The 17617-nt window shown below is 56.3% G+C and carries 18 protein-coding genes; 11 read left to right on the top strand and 7 right to left on the bottom strand.

The window, feature by feature from the left end; all coding sequences use genetic code 11:
• Nucleotides 1-15: 15 nt before the first annotated feature.
• Complete coding sequence (locus KP707_RS08860) at nt 16-3759, bottom strand: glycoside hydrolase family 99-like domain-containing protein (protein ID WP_215751894.1); 3744 nt, start codon at nt 3757-3759, stop codon at nt 16-18.
• Nucleotides 3760-3910: 151 nt separating this feature from the next.
• On the opposite strand from KP707_RS08860, the gene KP707_RS08855 reads away from it, so the two are divergent.
• The 3 genes from KP707_RS08855 (at nt 3911) to KP707_RS08845 (ending at nt 7449) form a co-directional block, all read left to right on the top strand.
• On the top strand, nt 3911-5104 hold the full coding sequence (locus KP707_RS08855; protein ID WP_099212053.1) for a homoserine O-acetyltransferase: 1194 nt from the start codon (nt 3911-3913) through the stop codon (nt 5102-5104).
• On the top strand, nt 5104-5703 hold the full coding sequence (metW, locus tag KP707_RS08850; protein ID WP_064273068.1) for a methionine biosynthesis protein MetW: 600 nt from the start codon (nt 5104-5106) through the stop codon (nt 5701-5703). Before KP707_RS08855 ends, metW begins: the two co-directional genes overlap by 1 nt.
• A 426-nt stretch (nt 5704-6129) precedes the next feature.
• Entirely contained in the window at nt 6130-7449 is a 1320-nt protein-coding gene (locus tag KP707_RS08845; protein ID WP_211502819.1) for a DEAD/DEAH box helicase, read from the top strand.
• Nucleotides 7450-7626: 177 nt separating this feature from the next.
• Here the strand turns inward: KP707_RS08845 and KP707_RS08840 are convergent, their stop codons facing one another.
• Together KP707_RS08840 and KP707_RS08835 are read right to left on the bottom strand one after the other, a co-directional pair.
• Nucleotides 7627-8382, bottom strand: coding sequence for an anti-sigma factor (locus KP707_RS08840; RefSeq protein WP_211502818.1), 756 nt, complete (start codon nt 8380-8382; stop codon nt 7627-7629).
• Nucleotides 8379-8885, bottom strand: a complete 507-nt coding sequence (locus KP707_RS08835; protein ID WP_211497282.1) for an RNA polymerase sigma factor — start codon at nt 8883-8885, stop codon at nt 8379-8381. Before KP707_RS08835 ends, KP707_RS08840 begins: the two co-directional genes overlap by 4 nt.
• 174 nt (nt 8886-9059) lie before the next feature.
• Between KP707_RS08835 and KP707_RS08830 the strand changes: the two genes are divergently transcribed.
• From KP707_RS08830 to KP707_RS08800, 7 genes are all read left to right on the top strand, one after another.
• The gene (locus tag KP707_RS08830; protein WP_211497281.1) at nt 9060-10145 is read left to right on the top strand and encodes a catalase family peroxidase; all 1086 of its coding nucleotides are present in this window, start codon (nt 9060-9062) and stop codon (nt 10143-10145) included.
• Nucleotides 10142-10687: a cytochrome b gene (locus KP707_RS08825; RefSeq protein WP_211502817.1), complete on the top strand. Its 546-nt coding sequence runs from the start codon at nt 10142-10144 to the stop codon at nt 10685-10687. Before KP707_RS08830 ends, KP707_RS08825 begins: the two co-directional genes overlap by 4 nt.
• A 539-nt stretch (nt 10688-11226) precedes the next feature.
• Nucleotides 11227-12519 (top strand): phage integrase central domain-containing protein, encoded by a 1293-nt coding sequence (locus KP707_RS08820; protein ID WP_215751893.1) that lies wholly within the window; start codon nt 11227-11229, stop codon nt 12517-12519.
• 520 nt (nt 12520-13039) lie between these two features.
• Nucleotides 13040-13246, top strand: a complete 207-nt coding sequence (locus tag KP707_RS08815; RefSeq protein ID WP_215751892.1) for a hypothetical protein — start codon at nt 13040-13042, stop codon at nt 13244-13246.
• Nucleotides 13243-13833 carry a hypothetical protein gene (locus KP707_RS08810; RefSeq protein ID WP_215751891.1) on the top strand — a complete coding sequence of 197 codons (591 nt, stop codon included), beginning with the start codon at nt 13243-13245 and terminating at the stop codon, nt 13831-13833. The genes KP707_RS08815 and KP707_RS08810 overlap by 4 nt, the downstream gene beginning before the upstream one ends.
• Before the next feature lie 72 nt (nt 13834-13905).
• Entirely contained in the window at nt 13906-14553 is a 648-nt protein-coding gene (locus KP707_RS08805) for a hypothetical protein (RefSeq protein ID WP_215751890.1), read from the top strand.
• The gene (locus tag KP707_RS08800) at nt 14550-15197 is read left to right on the top strand and encodes a hypothetical protein (protein ID WP_215769413.1); all 648 of its coding nucleotides are present in this window, start codon (nt 14550-14552) and stop codon (nt 15195-15197) included. Before KP707_RS08805 ends, KP707_RS08800 begins: the two co-directional genes overlap by 4 nt.
• A gap of 136 nt (nt 15198-15333) precedes the next feature.
• Here KP707_RS08800 and KP707_RS08795 read toward each other — a convergent pair whose 3' ends face one another.
• The 4 genes from KP707_RS08795 to KP707_RS08780 form a co-directional block, all read right to left on the bottom strand.
• Nucleotides 15334-15732: an outer membrane protein assembly factor BamE gene (locus tag KP707_RS08795; protein WP_215751888.1), complete on the bottom strand. Its 399-nt coding sequence runs from the start codon at nt 15730-15732 to the stop codon at nt 15334-15336.
• An 86-nt stretch (nt 15733-15818) separates the two neighbouring features.
• On the bottom strand, nt 15819-16115 hold the full coding sequence (locus KP707_RS08790; protein WP_099212183.1) for a hypothetical protein: 297 nt from the start codon (nt 16113-16115) through the stop codon (nt 15819-15821).
• A gap of 6 nt (nt 16116-16121) precedes the next feature.
• Entirely contained in the window at nt 16122-16298 is a 177-nt protein-coding gene (locus KP707_RS08785) for a hypothetical protein (protein ID WP_224777768.1), read from the bottom strand.
• 213 nt (nt 16299-16511) lie between these two features.
• Nucleotides 16512-17150: a LexA family transcriptional regulator gene (locus KP707_RS08780; RefSeq protein WP_215751699.1), complete on the bottom strand. Its 639-nt coding sequence runs from the start codon at nt 17148-17150 to the stop codon at nt 16512-16514.
• A gap of 191 nt (nt 17151-17341) precedes the next feature.
• On the opposite strand from KP707_RS08780, the gene KP707_RS08775 reads away from it, so the two are divergent.
• A complete protein-coding gene (locus KP707_RS08775) occupies nt 17342-17584 on the top strand; it encodes a hypothetical protein (protein WP_007284186.1) in 243 nt (80 codons plus the stop codon).
• Nucleotides 17585-17617: the final 33 nt, after the last annotated feature.

The following is a 17617-nucleotide window of genomic DNA, read 5'->3' as shown; positions in this document are numbered from 1 at the left end:
TTTTATACAAATAAATTATAAGCCGAACTGCTGGAAGATTTTATGGCGATAGAGAGCTTGCTTCTCAAGCCGCTCTTGCGAAAAAGGTAATCGCTTCGCAAAAAGCTCATGCATAAAATTTATTTCTTCGAGATGAGCAGTCTGATTTAACGTATGAGTCGAAGACGACTGATGTCGTCTATGGATGTTCATGGCATCGCTGACATAGACAACGCCAACGTCGGGACTATCGAGCAACTCAAGATAGGCTCGCCAGTCACCAGCCACTTTCAAGGTTTTCAAATCTTTTTTGCACGTTCTGAGCGCCGCTTGCATAGCCGTTCGTTGGAAAATTGCGCCGCTGACATTGAGAACCAGATTGCGCTCAGACAGGCATGTTTGCAGAAAATCCCGCCCGCTGAACTGGCCATCATGCTCAAGAAGATTTCCAGCCGCCTCTACACAGTATGGCTGATAGGAGGCGGAGAGAGGCGCGCCGGTCTCATCTATTGAGCGGCTATCGCAGAACGCCATGACCGCATTCGGACACTGGTGCACAGCGTGAACAAGCTTTTCCAGAAAATGAGGGTCGCAAAGGTCATCTGCTTCCGCGATCCAGACCCATTCCCCTTGTGCCTGTTGGAGTGCTTTCTGCCATTGAGCAAAGACGGACCCGGAAGACCGTCTTCCTTTAATAATACGAACGTCACGCCCCCATTCGGCGGCAGCGGCCATGGCGATTTCGATACTGTTATCCTCGGATGCATCATCAAGGACGATAATTTCCAGGACTGGGAATGTCTGCGTGAAAATAGAGACGAGCCGGGCTTCTAAATAACGCGCATAATTATACGACGGTACCACGACGGAAATTGAAGGAATTTTTGGTGCGGCCAAGCGCAGGAGTTGCTGGGCATAGGGGCGGAAAAGAAACGATTTTCCAAGTTTGCGTGCGGCAGCCTGTCGGGTGTTTTGACCGCGAGCTTTTGACCACTCGGCAAGCTCCAGCGCCGCCAAACTCATGGCTCTCACATCTGCGAACGGAACGACCATATTGAAAGTCGTCGGATCGTTTTGAAGGCTTTTAAGTAACTCTGGAATGCCGCCATTATCGGCAAAAGATGTGCATGGCAGGCCTGATGCCAGAGCCTCAAGGACGACAGAAGGGTAGGGGTCTTCGCGGGAGGTCAAAGTAAAGACGTCTGAAGCAGACAGCCAGTCCGCAACATTATGAACGCGACCCGGCATATGGAAGGTGCCGCTTGCGCGGGCATGACCGATTTCGGTTCTCAAACCATCCTGAAGAACCGGGTCAATCGCGCCGACCCATACACAGTGCGCTTTCTCGGCCAGCTTCCGCCAGAGCTGGAGAAACAGGTCAAAGCCTTTCCGCATATCCGCGTAGCCAACGCCAATGACCAGCAGATCCTGAGCGTTAAGGCCCAACTGCGATCTGAGTGCTTCCCGGGAAGACCCGTGGAAGGTTGTCTGATCATACAGGCCTTGAGGCAGGATCGTTATGTGAGGGTGTTTCTCCAATCCCAGGCGCGCTGCACAGGAGTGTGCGGGGACGACAATTGATTGTGCCGCCTCGCATGCGTCCCGCATGGCTTTCCGTAGATCTCGGCTTTGCAGGAGGTGGGGCAACTCATGAATGAGGAATGTGTAGGTGATTGCATTGTTATGCAGTGCAGGAGCAATGGCTGATGATGCCGCGCTGTTCAATATCGCACATTCAAAACCTTCTGCCCGCAACGTGTTCAGGCGCGCCATAACGTCGCTGGAGGTGGGAGACAGGATTTCAACAGGAGCAACAGCCCTGTAGTCTTCCATCATTGCGCCCCCTTCGAGGAGCACGAAGCGGATATCAACACCGAAAGATCGCCGGAACGTACGGCCTGTCTCCAGAAGGAGTTTTTGGGCTCCAGCCGGGAAGGCATCGTGGCCAATCAGCAGCAGGCGTACCTTATTTGAGGAGCTTTTGAAGCCCGTGCAGGCTCTTGCTGTTGCATTCAGGTAGGCGCTGCCGAAGTGAACGTCAGGCTCCAGATAGGCACCTTCTGCCCATTCGTTCCACGCGTTAACGCAGACAATAGATTCCCCGAAAAAGCGGTGTTTCTGCGCTGAATTGACGAGGCCATTGAGCCATTTCTCATAAAGCTCCGGAGTTGACCCGTGCATGACGAGGCCGTTGCCCTGACGTCGTGCGTCATTATCCCATGAAGGCGCCGCTGTACGGATAAGGGGAAAAGACGGACTTGGCTGTCGGAGCGCATTTTCTACAATATCGGCGTAATCGTAGATCTGCCCTCTGAAGTCTTCGTCAAGAATTTGAACGTTTTCATTGATGAGGCGGCAGTCGGAAACAACTTTGTGGGGGGGAAATTCGATGGCTCCTTCAACACCAAAGGAATGAGGGTCTTCATCTCCAAAGGCCTGCCCCATAATAAAGATAGGGTTAATGCCGTGCCTCTCCCGAAAGAGTTCACGCCAGCGCGCAAAGGCTTGGCGTGCATTAGGAATGGTTCCAGGGCGATACACCATGAGGAGGGGGCGATCCCCAATCCTGATATATCGGGGATCGTGCATATGCCTGGCGAAGCAATCTACGAGAGCGTTGTCGTCCGTGTCTCTGTAGTGCTGGGCAATCAGAATATCATCTTCTGACCCGTCCCAGCGGCGGCTCCAGTTTTCGTTGGCCCACATCAGGCAGAATGGAAGGTCAATCTGAGGGTTGGCCAGAAGCATTTCCAGCGGCCCATCAAGAAGGCGTTTTTGATTGAACCAGTAAAAATAGAAGACAAAACCTTCAATTCCGGCGGCCTTGGCCATTCTGACCTGACGGTCGAGAAGGTCTGGAGAATTCAGAGTGTAATGACCCAGATCACGTGGAATGCGGGGTTGATAATGGTCTGCGAAACGAGGGAGCGCACGTGACGTGTTGGTCCACTCCGTAAAACCCTTTCCCCACCATTCATCGTTTTCTGCTGTGGCATGATATTGGGGCAAGTAATACGCAAGGACACGGGCGCGTCTGATCGCGCTCTGGGGAAGTGGGTTGAAATCCTCAAATGAAGGTCCTGGCGCGCTACGCCGGCGAACTTCCCGAAAGACCGTGACTTCATTCGCCGGGCACGAGGAATGAATTCCCGAACGGTTCTTGTTTTCCAGATAGTGAAGAAGCGGATTACTTTCCGGCGCATGCCGTAGATAATTCTTCCGGTAGTAAACCGGATCAAAGCCTTCGAACGGCTGCCTGGCCTCACGAAAGCCCTGGATCATGTAATGTTCCAGCGGGTCGAGGCCGGCGGCGGCTACATCGGGGTAGGTTTTCAAATAGAAGGCTGGATCAAACTCAGCGATGGGTTTCAGTTTCTGTGTATGTCGGTTGAGCAGATAATGAGCGAGCGCCAGCATCCCTTGCGGAATGGCGTAAGTCTGAGTGTACCAGCCAGGATCAAACCAACCGATTGGTCGGCGGCCTTCTTTCTCGCCTTTTGTGACGTAATGTAAAAGAGGGTCTCCCAGAACATCCCGATTTTGGGCGACATACCAGTGAGGATCAAAAAACGGATTGGGTTTACGACCCTCTCTCCAGCCATGCTGGTGATAATGCCTGAGAGCTGCTGTTCCGAGGTTGTGGAGGTCCGGATTGCTCTTCAGATAATATGTGGCGTCAAATACTCCCGAATACCCAAGAATTTGGAGCGCACTTGGTGCGAAGGCATCCGAGGCTGCAGGAACGGCTGGGCTGGATGAATCCGGGCGGGCGTGAAGCATGAAACGGTTTTTTACTGTTTCTTAATGAATTTCAAGTGCGTTAATTTATCGTCAATAAGAAGGGTGATTTGCCGTAGGGTGCGGAGAATGTCATACCGTCGGCCCCGAAGGGCATCGACGCCCTCCCGTCGGCATCGGAGGTGGAAGACTGATGGACCGCAGTGTGTCTTCCTTTGAGGAAGATAGTCCCGTTTACACGCATCAGACCATGTACCTGGAAGAGGGGATGGATCTGGAATGTGGCGTTCATCTTGCGCCGCTCGAAGTTGCTTACTGCACCTATGGCACCCTCGCGCCTGATCGCGGCAACGCCATACTGGTCTGTCACGCTCTGACCGGAGATCAGTATTTAGCCGAGCCTAATCCATTGACTGGCAAGCCAGGCTGGTGGAACCGCATGGTTGGGCCTGGCCTACCAATCGATACGGACAGATTTTTTGTCATCTGCCCCAATGTATTGGGCGGGTGCATGGGATCTACCGGTCCAAAGTCCATTCGGGCAGAGACCGGGCGGCCGTGGGATAGTGAATTTCCTCCCATCACCATGCACGACATCGTCGCCTCTCAGGCATGCCTGTTGGACCACTTGGGCATCCAGCGTCTTTTCGCTGTCGTGGGCGGCTCCATGGGAGGCATGCAGGCACTGACGTGGATTGCCGATTATCCCGAGCGCGTTTTTGCGGCTTTGCCGATTGCAACGTCGCCGTTCCACTCAGCTCAGAATATTGCATTCAACGAAGTCAGCCGTCAGGCGATCTTTGCGGATCCTGACTGGCATGATGGCCATTACAGAGACTTCGGCGCCATTCCGGCGCGTGGCTTGGGGGTCGCCCGGATGATGGCCCACATTACTTATCTGTCTGAAGAGGCTCTGAGCCGGAAGTTTGGACGTAAAGTTCGAAGTGAAGCTCCGACAGCTGTGCCGGCTGCCAGCAGTCCTTCTCTGTTTGGTGAGATGTTCGAAGTTGAGAGTTATCTGCGGCATCAGGGCTCAACCTTCGTGCGCCGGTTTGATGCAAATTCGTATCTGACAGTAACGCGGGCGATGGATTATTTTGATCTGGCCGCCGAGCATGATGGCGATCTTTCGGCACCGTTTCGCAAGTGCGAGACGCGTTTTTGCGTTGTGTCTTTCAGTTCAGACTGGCTTTTCCCCACGTCTCAGTCCCGTCTTCTGGTGCGGGCTTTGAATAAAGCCGGAGCAAACGTATCTTTTGTGGAAATCGAGAGCGATCGTGGACATGACGCGTTCCTGCTGGACGAGCCGGATCTGGATCGAACGGTTCGGGGTTTCCTGAATGGTGCAGCTGAGCACGCAGGTCTGACGAAAGTGGAGGGGGTCTGATGCGGCTGGATCAGCGTCTGATTGCGGAGATGATTCCAACCCGGGCCCGCGTTCTGGATGTCGGCAGTGGTGACGGTACGCTCATCGATTATCTTTACCGGACGCGAAACTGCGACGCTCGCGGCATTGAAATCGACATGCAGAGCGTGACGCAATCCGTTGCCCATGGTCTGCCGGTTATGCACGGAGATGCAGATCACGATCTGTCCTACTATCCCGATGACTCGTTTGACTATGTTGTTCTGCAAAGAACACTTCAGGCGGTTGAGCGTCCCCGGGAGGTGTTACGGCAAATGTTGCGGATAGGGCGCCATGCGATCATCTCCTTTCCGAATTTTGGTCATTGGAGACTGCGTTTGCAGCTTTTGACCACCGGCCGCATGCCGATGACATCAGTATGGAGTACGCCTTGGTATTCCACGCCCAATATCCATCCATGCACCATTCGGGATTTTCTCGCGTTATGTGAGGAGGAGGGGTACATTGTGCAGCAGTGGCTCGCCATCGACGAGGATGGATTGAAGGCTCCGTGGCGCCGCTCAATCCGCTTCGCAAACCTTTTCGGTGAACAGGCGCTTTTTCTGCTGCGACGCGGGTAGAGGGTCAGTTCTTTTCTCTCTGTGCATCATTGATGCGCAGGAAGTTCGCGATTTTGCAAAACGCGTTAAATAATAATGATTTTTTAGAAATCGGACCTCTCAACTCCCTTGCAGGGCAAGGGAAGCTGCCTTACATCCGTTTGCAGATATCCTTGTGTGAAAGCAGGGAGATGCTGACGGTCTCTTCGTCATGCTGGTCGATTGAGCACACGGTGCTTTGCTTCTCTGACTTTGGTGGGAAAAGTGAAGTGGGCAATGTGCAGGGCTTTTTTTGGCTCTTGCACATGTCCAGCTGTGTGTCTGCGTCTTAGTTTGAAGGTTCGTCTTTCATCAACTTTCTAGGCTCAAAGCAGGCATTTCATTCGTGCATTCAAAAGTGCGAACTAGCTGTGCGAGCCAGGCCTTGTTATCCCTCAGGAGGGGTCCATGACCAGTTTCGCAGAGCTCAAACTTGCCGAGCCACTTCAGAAAGCACTTGCTGAAGAAGGTTACACCACGCCAACGCCGATTCAGGCTGGCTCTATTCCTTACCTTCTGGAAGGCCGTGACCTTCTTGGTCTGGCTCAGACCGGCACGGGTAAGACAGCTGCCTTCGCGCTGCCAATTCTGGACTACCTGCTGCGGCATCGCCGCCCGGCAGCTCCCAAGAGTGTCCGGGTGCTGGTTCTGGCGCCGACGCGTGAGCTGGCTTCCCAGATCGACGAGAGCTTTGCTGCATACGCACGCCACATGAAGCTGACGCATGCAGTTGTGTTCGGTGGGGTCGGGCAGGGACGCCAGGTCGAGGCAACGCGCCGTGGCGTGGATGTTCTCGTGGCTGCGCCGGGCCGTCTGCTGGATCTGGTTGGGCAGGGTCACATCGACCTTTCTGCCCTGGAGGTTCTGGTGCTGGACGAAGCGGATCGTATGCTCGACATGGGCTTCGTTCGTGATATCCGCCGCATCATGGCTCTCTTGCCTGCGCGTCGTCAGACGGTTCTGTTCTCGGCAACGATGCCGCAGTCCATCAGCGATCTTGCGCATTCCCTGCTGAAGGACCCTGCTACTGTTCAGGTAACGCCTGAATCCAGCACGGTTGATCGCATCCGTCAGGCTGTGATGTTCGTGGAGACGGACAAGAAAAAGGATGCGACACTGATGCTCGTTGAGAGCTCAAATGTCGTACGTGCAGTCGTGTTCACGCTGATGAAGCATGAAGCGAACAAGGTTGCGGAATTCCTAAACAAGAACGGCATTACGTCCGAAGCACTGCACGGGAACAAGTCCCAGGGGGCGCGTGAACGTGCCATGGCTGGCTTCCGCAACGGGACGATCAAGGTCCTGGTCGCGACGGATATTGCCGCACGTGGCATCGACGTTGATGATGTTTCTCATGTCTTCAATTACGATCTGCCAAATGTCCCTGAATCTTACGTTCATCGTATCGGTCGTACCGCGCGTGCAGGCCGTGATGGCTGGGCAGTATCGCTCTGTGATGCAGAACAGCGCGCATGGCTTCGGGATATTGAGAAAAAGATCGACAAGGCTATTCCTGTCGTAACTGATCATCCGTACCACTCTGACGCGGCTCAGAATTCCACAATGCGTCCGCCAGTGCTTGGTGGTGGTCGTGGTGGTGGCGGTCAGCGAGGAGGTGGTGGAAATGGCGGCGGGCGCCGTCGTTCCGGCCCTCCTGCTGGTGGACGCAGTGGCGACGCCGCTCGCCGTGGCGGCGGTGGTGGTGGCCGTCCGACGGGGCGTCGTTGATCTGTCAAATATGAAGTGATTGCGCGCAATCCTCAGAAAATTTTCTACGTCTCCGCTCGGGTATTCGGGCGGAGATTTTTTATATATGGCGCATGACATTCACGATTAATTTGAAATTAAGTAGTAATTTTATTTTCTAATCTAGGTAATATTCCTTATTTTTAAATATCGCCTCCATTAACTTGGTTGCCCCATCAGTTCTCGTGCGTGATTAGCCAGTGTATGCAGGCTACTCATGGAAGTGTCTGCTACCATACTAATTCCCAAACCGTCTTGCGCCCAAAGATAGCCTGGCAGATGCCGCATCGGCCGCATAGGCGCCGTGACATCCACGCCGTACATCGGCCGCACGAAGAGAGAAATTCTGGCGCCGCTGTCATCCTTGTAGAAAAAAACGCAAGCTGGCCCATGATCCGTTGTGACCAGTTGTCCCCCTGTCAGGCGATAACCCGCTGCAGACAGGTCCGGTGGTCGTACAGGACGGCCTAGTGTTCTTCCTCCCCATGCTGCCAGTTGTGCAACATTACCTTCCGTAATTGTGCTCCCTTGGCTGGCCTTTCGCACGATCGCCGCTTCCTGTTCAACGGCTGCCAGTCCCACTGGTACGCGTCGATCTCGGAGAAACCACCCGCTGCCAAAACCTATGGATAAGGCAAGGACAATCGAAGCTGCCATGCGAGGCATGTTTGAGCGGGTGCTCTGTCGTTGCTTCAACTGTGGGACGTTGAAGCGCGCTGGGAGGGGGTGTTCAAGCTCCGGATCAAGTCCTGCGCGAAGGGCATCTCGCTCGCGCTTCCATGCCAAAACACGGCGCAATGTATCTGGATGACTTTCAAGCCACGTCTCGACTGCCTGTAGTCGTTCAGGTGACAGAAACCCGTCAACCCAACCCTGCAGATCTTCTTCGGTCACGGGGCGATCAGGTTGTGTCATTTGACTCTCCGAAGAGTGGGGCGTTCCTCGTGTTCGACAAGATTGTGCAGAGCGGTGCGTGCCCGGGAAAGGCGCGACATGACAGTCCCCAGCGGTAGGTCCAAAATTTCTGCAACCACCCCATATTGGAGCCCCTCAACACCAACTAGCAGCATGATTTGACGGTGATCATCGGACAAACGTTCAAACGCGTGCACCACATCCTGCCATTCGAGATGTGAGATCTGCGCTTCTTTTTGTGGTGTGTCAGGGACAGATGCGTCTGTCAGGGACACAAAGCGACGTAACCGTCGCCAATGATTTACGTTCAGACGATGTGCAATCGTGAACAGCCACGGGCGAAGATCAGGCAAATCACGGACTTGGTGTAGTCGCGTGAGGGCACGTTCCAGGCAGTCTTGGACAAGGTCATCTGCCTGAGATGGATCGCGGGTCAGCACGCGCGCGTACCGTCTCAATGCCGGAATAGCGGTTTGTAGCCTGATGTCCGCGTCATCACTCAAGTCCGTCTTTGCCTTTCACACGATCATCTTTCACAGACAAAGACGTTCTGTGGGCCAGTTTATTCCCTCTAAAGAACAGATATACTGAAATATTCTTTGGTGGTGCGTTTTCTGGGGAATAAATCCAGCGTGGCTGACGTCTTCAAGGAAGATAGCTGCATTGGATAGAAACCCATGGATCAAAAATACGCAGGTTCCTTAACCACCGCTGCCCGCTGGTTCGGTGTTATTGCTGCGCCCGCGGCGCTTGCGTTGGCTTTTCTTTGGGCGGGAGGCTGTTTTTCTCCTGACCGTGTTACGCAGAACCGTTTGATGGGAGAATTGCATAACGCCGGGAGCTATGGACATGGCTTTCGCAGGGCCCACGCCAAAGGCGTCTGCGTCAGCGGATGGTTTGATGCGAGTGGTGACGCCGCAAATTTGTCACAAGCTGCGGTCTTTCGTGAACAGCATGTACCGGTCATTGGGCGGTTCGCTCTCGGTGTCGGGCAGCCTTATGCTCCGGATATTGCCGCCACTGTGCGAAGCATGGCGTTGCGGTTTATGCCGCGTGATGCTCCTGAATGGCGGACTGGCATGAACGATCCGCCAGTTCTTCCACTGCGTGATGCGCACGACGTCGCAGATTTTTTTGCATCTCAACAAATCGATCCCGCAACTGGAAAGCCTAACCCTTCGCGCACAAATGCGTTCGGTGCGACGCATCCCTGGCTCAAGTCTGCGGCTGAGGAAAATGCTCATCGCGTTATTTCATCAGGGTTCGCAGACGATACGTTTCACAGTCTTGATAGCTTTATACTGGTCACTGCAGATGGTTCGAAAACGGCCGTGCGCTGGGCCATGATGCCGATGCAGCCCGTCGAGCCGACCAACGGAAAGGCGAGGGACCATGACTATCTATTTCGTAAACTGATCGGCGATATTCACGAGCATCCTCTGCAATGGCGTCTGATGGTGACCGTAGCAGGTGCGCATGATGTCATTGACGATCCCAGTCAGATCTGGGCACGCGATGACCGGATGGTTGATGCCGGAACTCTGACCTTGGTCTCTACTGAAAGCGAAGATGGCGGCCCTTGTACGGGTATTACCTTTGACCCTCTCATTTTGCCGCCGGGCATTGAGCCGTCGGGTGATCCGATCCTTCAGGTCCGGTCCGCCGCCTATATGCGGTCGTTTCTACTGCGTTCTGGCGAAAAGCGTGGCCCGAGCGCGGTTACGCCCAGTCTGATACAGTCTTCCGAAAGCAAGAAATCATGAACCAAGTGGCATCATTTTCGCTTTTATCGCGCGTGCTGCACTGGCTCATGGCTGTAATGATTATGTGCATGTTGTTCATTGGTCTGTTCATGGCCTCTTCAGTAGGGCCCAGTTATCATCGGCTAGTGACGTTGCATCGCCCTCTGGGGATGGCGATTTTCGTGCTGGCTATCCTGCGTTTGGGAAATCGTCTTGGATCATCCGCCCCAACGCTACCAAATGATCTACCCCGTCTTTTAAAGTATGCGGCTACAGCTTCGCATGTCCTGCTTTACGGTTTGATGATTGCGCTGCCTCTTGTGGGCTGGGGAATGCTCTCCGCCGGTGGCTTTCCCATTCCTTTGTGGGGGCAGTCAGTTATTCTTCCGTCAATTCTGCCGCATGATCCGGCTGTTTGGTCGTGGCTCCGTTTTAGTCACTCGATACTGGCTTTTGCACTTTTCGGGCTTGTTTTGGTCCATATCGGGGCCGCCCAGTTTCATGGCCTGATCCGCCATGACGGAATGTTTGGAAGTATGGCCTGGGCAAAACGCGTAAAGTAGATCGTGTTCAGTGGAGGGGCGGTTGTTGGGCTTAATGCCCTACAACCGTGTAATTTTCGCAGCGAGACGTCTGAAGCAAAAGCTATTATTTTAAAACAGTAGTGTAGTTGATTACCCGTCAATCTATGGTCACGCGTGCCGAATTTTTTCTCGGGCAGGCTCATGCTTTATCTTAAAGCGGATGAGGACAGTTAAGCAGAACGTTTTGCTCAGTGAGCCCGTTTCATTTCATCGGCTCGAGCATCGCAGTGTCAGACAAATTACTCTGACTTGTTGTGTAAGCCTCAAGCCGTTGTCGGGACTGCAAATCACAAGGGACAGCAGTGAGAGTGGCGACTGTAAAAACATAATTTTATGGGAAATTTTTGAGTTATCTGGCGGAGAGGGTGTCCGCCGATCTGGGGCGTCATGAAAGGGCGGATCAACGCAATAACCCTTGTTTTTCATGGTTTTACAGAAATCCATACCATCCTGAAGAAGCAGATAGACGCATTGAAGCCCATGCCGTAAGGTGGGACGGAAGATGGGATTGAAACGCCATGAGCAAGCTTCCGCCGAATCAGATGAATGCCCGCAAGGTCGCCTCCCTCAAGGACGGGGTTCACGGCGATGGCGGAAATCTATGGATCACCGTCCGGGGCGACACCCGGGCCTGGACCTTTCGCTATAAAAGCCCAAAGACCGGTAAAAGACGGGAGATGGGACTCGGTCCCGCCCGGGATATTTCTCTGGCCGATGCCCGGCTCCGGGCGACCGAGAACCGGCGCCTGCTTCTGGAAGGGCTCGACCCTCTCGAAGAGAAAGCCCGGCAGAAGGGAGAAACCGTTCAGGAGCGCACCTTCGCGCAGGTTGCCGAGCAGTACATCACCGAGCAGGCTCCCGGCTGGAAGGATCCGCGCTCGGCGCCCATGTGGCGCAGCTCTCTAGAGCGTCATGTTTATCCCGTCCTCGGCCTGAGACCGATTGGCAGCGTGCAGACAGAGGATGTGCTCGCTGTCCTGCGACCGATCTGGGAGAGCACGACCGAAACCGCAACACGGCTGCGTGGACGGATGGAGCGTATTCTGGACTATGCGCAGAGCCATCACTGGCGCGAGGGTGAGAACCCGGCCCGCTGGCGGGGGCACCTGGCCAACATCCTTCCCAAACCCACGGCCGTCACGAAGGTGGTGCACCATGCCGCCTTGCCCTATCGCGATCTCCCGCCGGTCTACAGTCGGCTCAGCGCCGAGCATGGGGTAGGAGCTCTTGCTGCACGGTTCGTCTGCCTGACCGCCACCCGGTCTGGCGAGGTCCGCAAGGCCCTGTGGTCGGAGATCGATCTGAAGAAAAAGATCTGGACCATCCCGGCCGAGCGGATGAAGGCCGGGCGGGAGCATCGTGTGCCCCTGACGAACGGAGCTATGGCGCTCCTGTATAAAGTCCAGACTCTGAGATCCTGTTCCGGTGAGGACAGTTTCGTGTTTCCCGGTGGCCGGGTCGGATCACCGCTGAGCGATGTCGCGGTCTCCAAGGCCCTCCATCAGGCCGCAGGCACGAAGGATGTGACGATCCATGGTTTGCGCTCCAGCTTCCGGGACTGGGCGGCCGAGGAAACCGACTTTCCACGCGAGGTCGCCGAAATGGCGTTGGCCCATGCCATCGGTGACAAGGTCGAGGCGGCCTATCGCCGCGGGGATCTCTTCAACAGGCGTTCAGAGATGATGTTTGCCTGGGAACGCTTCTGTGCCGGGCAATCCAGTGAGGCGGTCGCAAAGCCTTCGCGTCCCAATCCTGACAGCGCCCCGCTCTTCACCTGGAAAGACTCTGAAACCGGGGATCCAGATGCCTGAAGGCCCGTCAGAAGCCCAATGACGCGTCACGGATTGCGTCGTACCGGTCCGCACAATCTCAGTGACGCGTCATCAATGCGCTATGTCGCCATTCCATGAGCAGCTCAAAAGCATTGCACTGCGCCATGAAATCGTGCTGTCAGATCGCTTGAGATGGCACGATAACAGGTTTTTGGAGCAAGGCTCCAAAAACCCTTTTAAAACAGCACCTTAAAACCGTTTCATGTTCGTGCCCCGCCGGGGGCGTCCGCATCACGTTGTGACGCGTCATCCGGACCTGCACGCGCCCCCGTTCCGGGGTCGCGCCGCCCGGAGGGCGGCGGTGCAGAACTCAACCTTTCTCGCTCTCTCATGACGGGAAATGATCAGGGGGGGGTCTGTCGTTTTTTTGGCTTCGCAAGGGAGGACCGGGCTGGTCCTCACCCCAGAGGGCTCACGCGGGGCGTGAGCTGGAATGGTCGCCGTGCGACCAGAACGGTCTGTTCTCTCTGGAGCTTCCTTCTTTCTGGAGCCTTTCGCAATGACCAGATCAGTCACCGAACTCGACACGCTTTTTGACACCCACGCCGTCCTGGCAGGCGTCGTTCTTCCCACCCTGCGCGATGTGATCGCACAGCCTGGAGCGTTTACCAGCGACACGCGGCTTGAGGGTACGCTCATCGTTCTGGCGCAGACTGTCCGTTCCCTGAACCAAGCACTAACGGAGAACGCAGGAGACCGGACATGACGTCCTTCCGGCGCACGGACCTGGCTGTCCGCCTGATGGGTCTTGTCTCCTCCCGTGATCGCCCGGACGCTCCGCTCCGGCCGACCGGGACTGCCGTCTGTCTGTACGATCTTGTTCTGTCCCGGGCCGAACCCGTGCCCGTGGCTGAGCGGTTGGGCCTGTGGTTTCCCTGTCAGGAGGCCGATCAGGACCCGGCACACAGACAGGCTCTGCGGGACCAGATCCTGCAGCAGCCCATGCCGTTACCAGTCGGTGCAGCGGAGGACACTGAAGATGGCGCTTTTCTTTCTCCTGGCCTGCTTCCAGATCTCGTTCTGCTCATGGGGGTGCAGGAGACGGCCTGGCTTGGTCCCTGCTCAACGAAAACAGCGCAGGTCATGACCCTTGCCGATCTGATGCACCAGCTTGCGCCAGAGTTGGCAGGGATTGGAGATGATCCGGAAAGACTTCTGGCCCGGTTTGCAGCGGAAGACCGCTCGGGCGTCCATCCGGCTTCCGATCTCGTCCGCATTCATGCCGCGGCAAGACTGATCGAGGCGCTTTGGACCGGACAGATGCTTGGGAGCGGCCTCCCGTATCGCCTGTAACGCCTGACACCGACAGGCCCGACAGCGTCGGCCTGTCCCTTCATTTCATCTTCTCAAAAATCTGGAGGCTTCATGCTTCTTACAAAAACCCCGGTCGCTACTGCGACCGCGCGCCGTCACGCGCGCTCTTTCTTCGAGCCCACGGATGACGATCTCGATCTGTATCGCGACATTAGCTTCAGACTGAAGGCACAACCGCCCTCAAGCCTGTTCCGCTACCTTCAGCCGGCGGGGCGGCATCTCACGCAACTGGGTGATGAAGGACCCGGCGTCTGGGCCGGTCTCCTGCGCACGGTCGAGCAGCGCTGGCCGTGTCTGCCCAGCCATGGCCGCGTTGCCTCTGACGGAACGCGGCTGAATTCAACCCCGGAGCGGATTGCCTATGAGGCGATCAAACCCGTCGTTCCGCGAGATGTTGCGCTGGATCTGGAAATTGCCCTCGACCCGTTGCAGCAGCCGCGGTTCTATTCCGATTTCGCCATCCGTCACGGCTCGCGTGTGATGCATATCGAGATCGTGGGCGCCTGCGGTGCGGACCGCGTGACACGCAATGACTGGGAAGCGCATCTGCTGGCCCAGTTTGACCGAAGGCTGGAGGTCTACCGGCAGCAGCGCCTTACGCCCGAGATCTGGTATCTCAACGACCTCCTTGAGCCAGCGCAGTTACAGAAGCGTTTCCTCGCCCTTGTGGCGCATCTGCGCGCGGGAGGCGGGTCATGACCCAAGGTCCGATCCGGCTGCCGCGCTGGCCCATCACGCGCCTGAAACTGCTCGATATCACGCCGGATCAGAAAGGAGCGCCCTATGCGGGCGCTCCCGTCACGCTGCTGCAAAGGGATGGCTTCGTCGAAGGGCGCAGCCTGCTCTGGCTCGGCGCCCCCCGGCGTTCCTCGGGTCATCTGGAAGAAAGCCCCGACGAGCATGGGCAGCCTGCCCTGACCATCAGCGATCCTCTGTTCCGGGCCGTGATGCCGGTGGATGCCCCGCGACCCTTTGTTATGGCGGGATTTYACATGTCGTTCCTGCGCCGTGTGATGGGCGGACCGCAGGATCGGCCACCGTATGATCTCTGCCTGTACCGGCTCGCACGACAGCGGGCGTCCTGGTTACGGCCGTGTGGGTTGCAGGAATCCGTCCTCGAACTGCGGACAGACCTGATGACAGAACTGACGCAGGACAGCCCTTTTCTGCGTTTGAACTGCGCAACGGCTCTGCTTGAAACACTTCTTGAGTGGGAGCCGCTGAACCGGCTGCTGGTGCTGTCAGGCAATGTCGTCTCTCCACCGCCTGGCGAGGAGGAACCCTTCGGTCAGGCCGCAGAGTGGGCCTGTCTTCCTCAAGGCCCCGCCATGCTGGAAGAGTAAGTCATCAACCTACATTTCCATTCTAGCAGAGAGCTGTTTTCAATATTCCATTGGATCGGACGAGGCCTTCCGGTCTTCCCCGGCCTGAATCATCCCCTCTGCTTTCAACAGCAGAGGGGACTTTGCTTCTGAAAGCTCAGAACAACCCGCTGCCGGTTTTGACAGCGGAGGCATTCATGGTGTGGTGCCAGACGACATCGCCGTTGAAAATCACCGTCAGGGTCTTTTCCGTGCCATGGGTGCCCTGATGCAGATCGCCATAGAGCGGAATGAAGTTGGCAGCGTCAGACGAGGCGTTGGTGAACGCATAGCGCCACTGTTCATGGCCGCTGTCGGTGAACGTGCTCTCGCGCGGGTCTCCGAACAGGGCCCGGATCTGCTCTTTGGTGGTCACGCCATCATGGATCTTCTGATCGATGGACGCACCAGTCTCGTTTTTAAGGGTTTCGTTTCCTTCCGAGGCACAGCCTGTCAGGGCGACCAGTCCGGTGAGAGACAATGTGACGGCAAGAGTTCTGAGAAGACGCACAGACATGAGACATCCTTTGTTAATTTTACAAACAGTTACTGAATAAAGAATTAGAGAAAAGCCCACAACCTGCCAAAAACGAACGGACCGTCTCAGTCCAGCCCGCGAAGCCTGCGGCGGTCTTCAGCGGCTTTCAGTTTTCGGAGAAACGGTTCTCGCGGAGCCGTCCAGCAGCTCATGCCCACAACGAATGCAAAGAGCGGATGCCAGGGCAGAGCCAGGGCGATGCCGCACAAAAGACAGGCGCCCGCTCCGAACCACGAGACGTATCTCAGCAGAAGCCGTGTCTCATCTTCCTCGGCACCATACTCTTCGAGATAGGCAGCCAGACGGGCCGCGCGTTTTGCTTCGGTCGCCTCGCTATACAGGCCGTCTGTTGAAGACGTCATGAGCGCTTATCTCCCCCAGTGGGCATGGAAGACGACCCGGATCACCAACGCCGTACCCAGCATCAGAGCTGCAGGCGGCAGAATGTCGCGGGCCTTCAGCCAGGCGAACAGTCTGACCGACGATCCGAGCGCCAGCACCAGCAGGAGAAGAACGATCAGCACAAGAAGGAGGGAGACGACCATGTCAGGCGCCCCCTGATAGCCAAGAACAGGGACCAGACCGGAAGACACAACGGGACAGAGACATCATCGCCAGCTCCTTGCAGTTCCTGTGCGACAGGACAGCCCTGCACACACGACGAACTCAACAAGCCAAATGATCTACGATTTCCCGTGTATCGTCAATACGGATGTGCGCCTGTTTATAAAAGCAGGTTCCCGTATATCGCGAGCACCTCAGGGATGAGGCACGCCGCCGATCCAGACCACTTCGCCGAGCAGCTTGAAGCAGTCCAGGCGATCGGCGTCGACATCCTGGGGCGGGTAGCGATGATTGTCAGCAATCACCCGGACCCCGCCACCGAGTTTGGGATCAAGGCGACGGATCAGAACAGTGCCACCACTCTCCAGCGCATAGAGCGCGCTGCCCGTCACGGTCGTGACGCTCCGGTCCACGATGACCAGATCACCCGAGGACAGGGTCGGCTCCATCGCATCGCCTGCATTGCTGATGAGGCAGAGGGACGCAAGATCCCGGGGAATGACGCTCTGCAACCAGTCGCGGCCAATCCGCAGACCGTCTTCATGATGATCATACCAGGGTACGACGATCTGACGGGTCGACGTGGTCTGGACCGCTGTCGCCCCGGAAGGTGAACCGCCAGCCGCGCCAAAGGCGATCCAGTCCAGGGACACGCCGCAGACCCGGGCCAGTGACGCAAGAGCGGAGAATTTCATCTCCCCGCCATTCATGTAGTCTCTCAGGGTCGTATACGGCACGCCCGCTGCCTTGGCGGCATGGGTGATGCCAATACTCTGCGCCGCTTCGCGGAGGCGCTCGCCGCGCTCGCGCATCAGGCGGATCTGGTCATCCATGAGTTTACGCTTTCGCCTGGAATGTCGGGGCACGCAGAAGTTCCTCATTCGGAAATGAGGCATGAATACGATATTCCGCTTAATATGGAAGTCGGAAAACCGTATCTCTTGGCATTGAAATGTTGCGTGGCCCGTGACTCGTCATGGTCAGATCCTCGCATGAAACCGACATTTTTGTCCAAGGGATTGTCATGCCTGAAGATCCACTGTTGCCACCACCCCGTCCAGCCGGTCTCGAGGACCTGCATGCCGGTCTGCATGACGTGCTGCGTCTGATCGAGATCGAGCATGCGCTGCTCAAAGGGCGGCTGGAGAGTCTGCGGGCGGATACGGAAGGCGCGCGCCTGCTGGAAGGCGTGATGGTGCTCGGCGCCGTGCTGCAGCAGCGGATGGGCGGTCTGCTCCAGCTCTGCCGCGAGGTCGGGAAGCTGTGACGGAGCGCTCCATCGGACATAACGCGTCCTGAC

Origin of the sequence: Gluconobacter sp. P5E10 (assembly GCF_018812145.1) — a bacterium.
Taxonomy (GTDB): domain Bacteria; phylum Pseudomonadota; class Alphaproteobacteria; order Acetobacterales; family Acetobacteraceae; genus Gluconobacter; species Gluconobacter cerinus.
Note: the sequence above shows the minus strand (reverse complement) of the source record. Positions and strands in the feature narration are given on the sequence as shown.

Bases quoted from the DNA above. Each gene is read 5' to 3' on its own strand.
- KP707_RS08860 (WP_215751894.1), bottom strand. From the start codon at position 3,759: ATGCTTCACGCCCGCCCGGATTCATCCAGCCCAGCCGTTCCTGCAGCC.
- KP707_RS08855 (WP_099212053.1), top strand. From the start codon at position 3,911: ATGGACCGCAGTGTGTCTTCCTTTGAGGAAGATAGTCCCGTTTACACG.
- metW (WP_064273068.1), top strand. From the start codon at position 5,104: ATGCGGCTGGATCAGCGTCTGATTGCGGAGATGATTCCAACCCGGGCC.
- KP707_RS08845 (WP_211502819.1), top strand. From the start codon at position 6,130: ATGACCAGTTTCGCAGAGCTCAAACTTGCCGAGCCACTTCAGAAAGCA.
- KP707_RS08840 (WP_211502818.1), bottom strand. From the start codon at position 8,382: ATGACACAACCTGATCGCCCCGTGACCGAAGAAGATCTGCAGGGTTGG.
- KP707_RS08830 (WP_211497281.1), top strand. From the start codon at position 9,060: ATGGATCAAAAATACGCAGGTTCCTTAACCACCGCTGCCCGCTGGTTC.
- KP707_RS08825 (WP_211502817.1), top strand. From the start codon at position 10,142: ATGAACCAAGTGGCATCATTTTCGCTTTTATCGCGCGTGCTGCACTGG.
- KP707_RS08820 (WP_215751893.1), top strand. From the start codon at position 11,227: ATGAGCAAGCTTCCGCCGAATCAGATGAATGCCCGCAAGGTCGCCTCC.
- KP707_RS08815 (WP_215751892.1), top strand. From the start codon at position 13,040: ATGACCAGATCAGTCACCGAACTCGACACGCTTTTTGACACCCACGCC.
- KP707_RS08810 (WP_215751891.1), top strand. From the start codon at position 13,243: ATGACGTCCTTCCGGCGCACGGACCTGGCTGTCCGCCTGATGGGTCTT.
- KP707_RS08805 (WP_215751890.1), top strand. From the start codon at position 13,906: ATGCTTCTTACAAAAACCCCGGTCGCTACTGCGACCGCGCGCCGTCAC.
- KP707_RS08795 (WP_215751888.1), bottom strand. From the start codon at position 15,732: ATGTCTGTGCGTCTTCTCAGAACTCTTGCCGTCACATTGTCTCTCACC.
- KP707_RS08790 (WP_099212183.1), bottom strand. From the start codon at position 16,115: ATGACGTCTTCAACAGACGGCCTGTATAGCGAGGCGACCGAAGCAAAA.
- KP707_RS08785 (WP_224777768.1), bottom strand. From the start codon at position 16,298: ATGGTCGTCTCCCTCCTTCTTGTGCTGATCGTTCTTCTCCTGCTGGTG.
- KP707_RS08780 (WP_215751699.1), bottom strand. From the start codon at position 17,150: ATGGATGACCAGATCCGCCTGATGCGCGAGCGCGGCGAGCGCCTCCGC.
- KP707_RS08775 (WP_007284186.1), top strand. From the start codon at position 17,342: ATGCCTGAAGATCCACTGTTGCCACCACCCCGTCCAGCCGGTCTCGAG.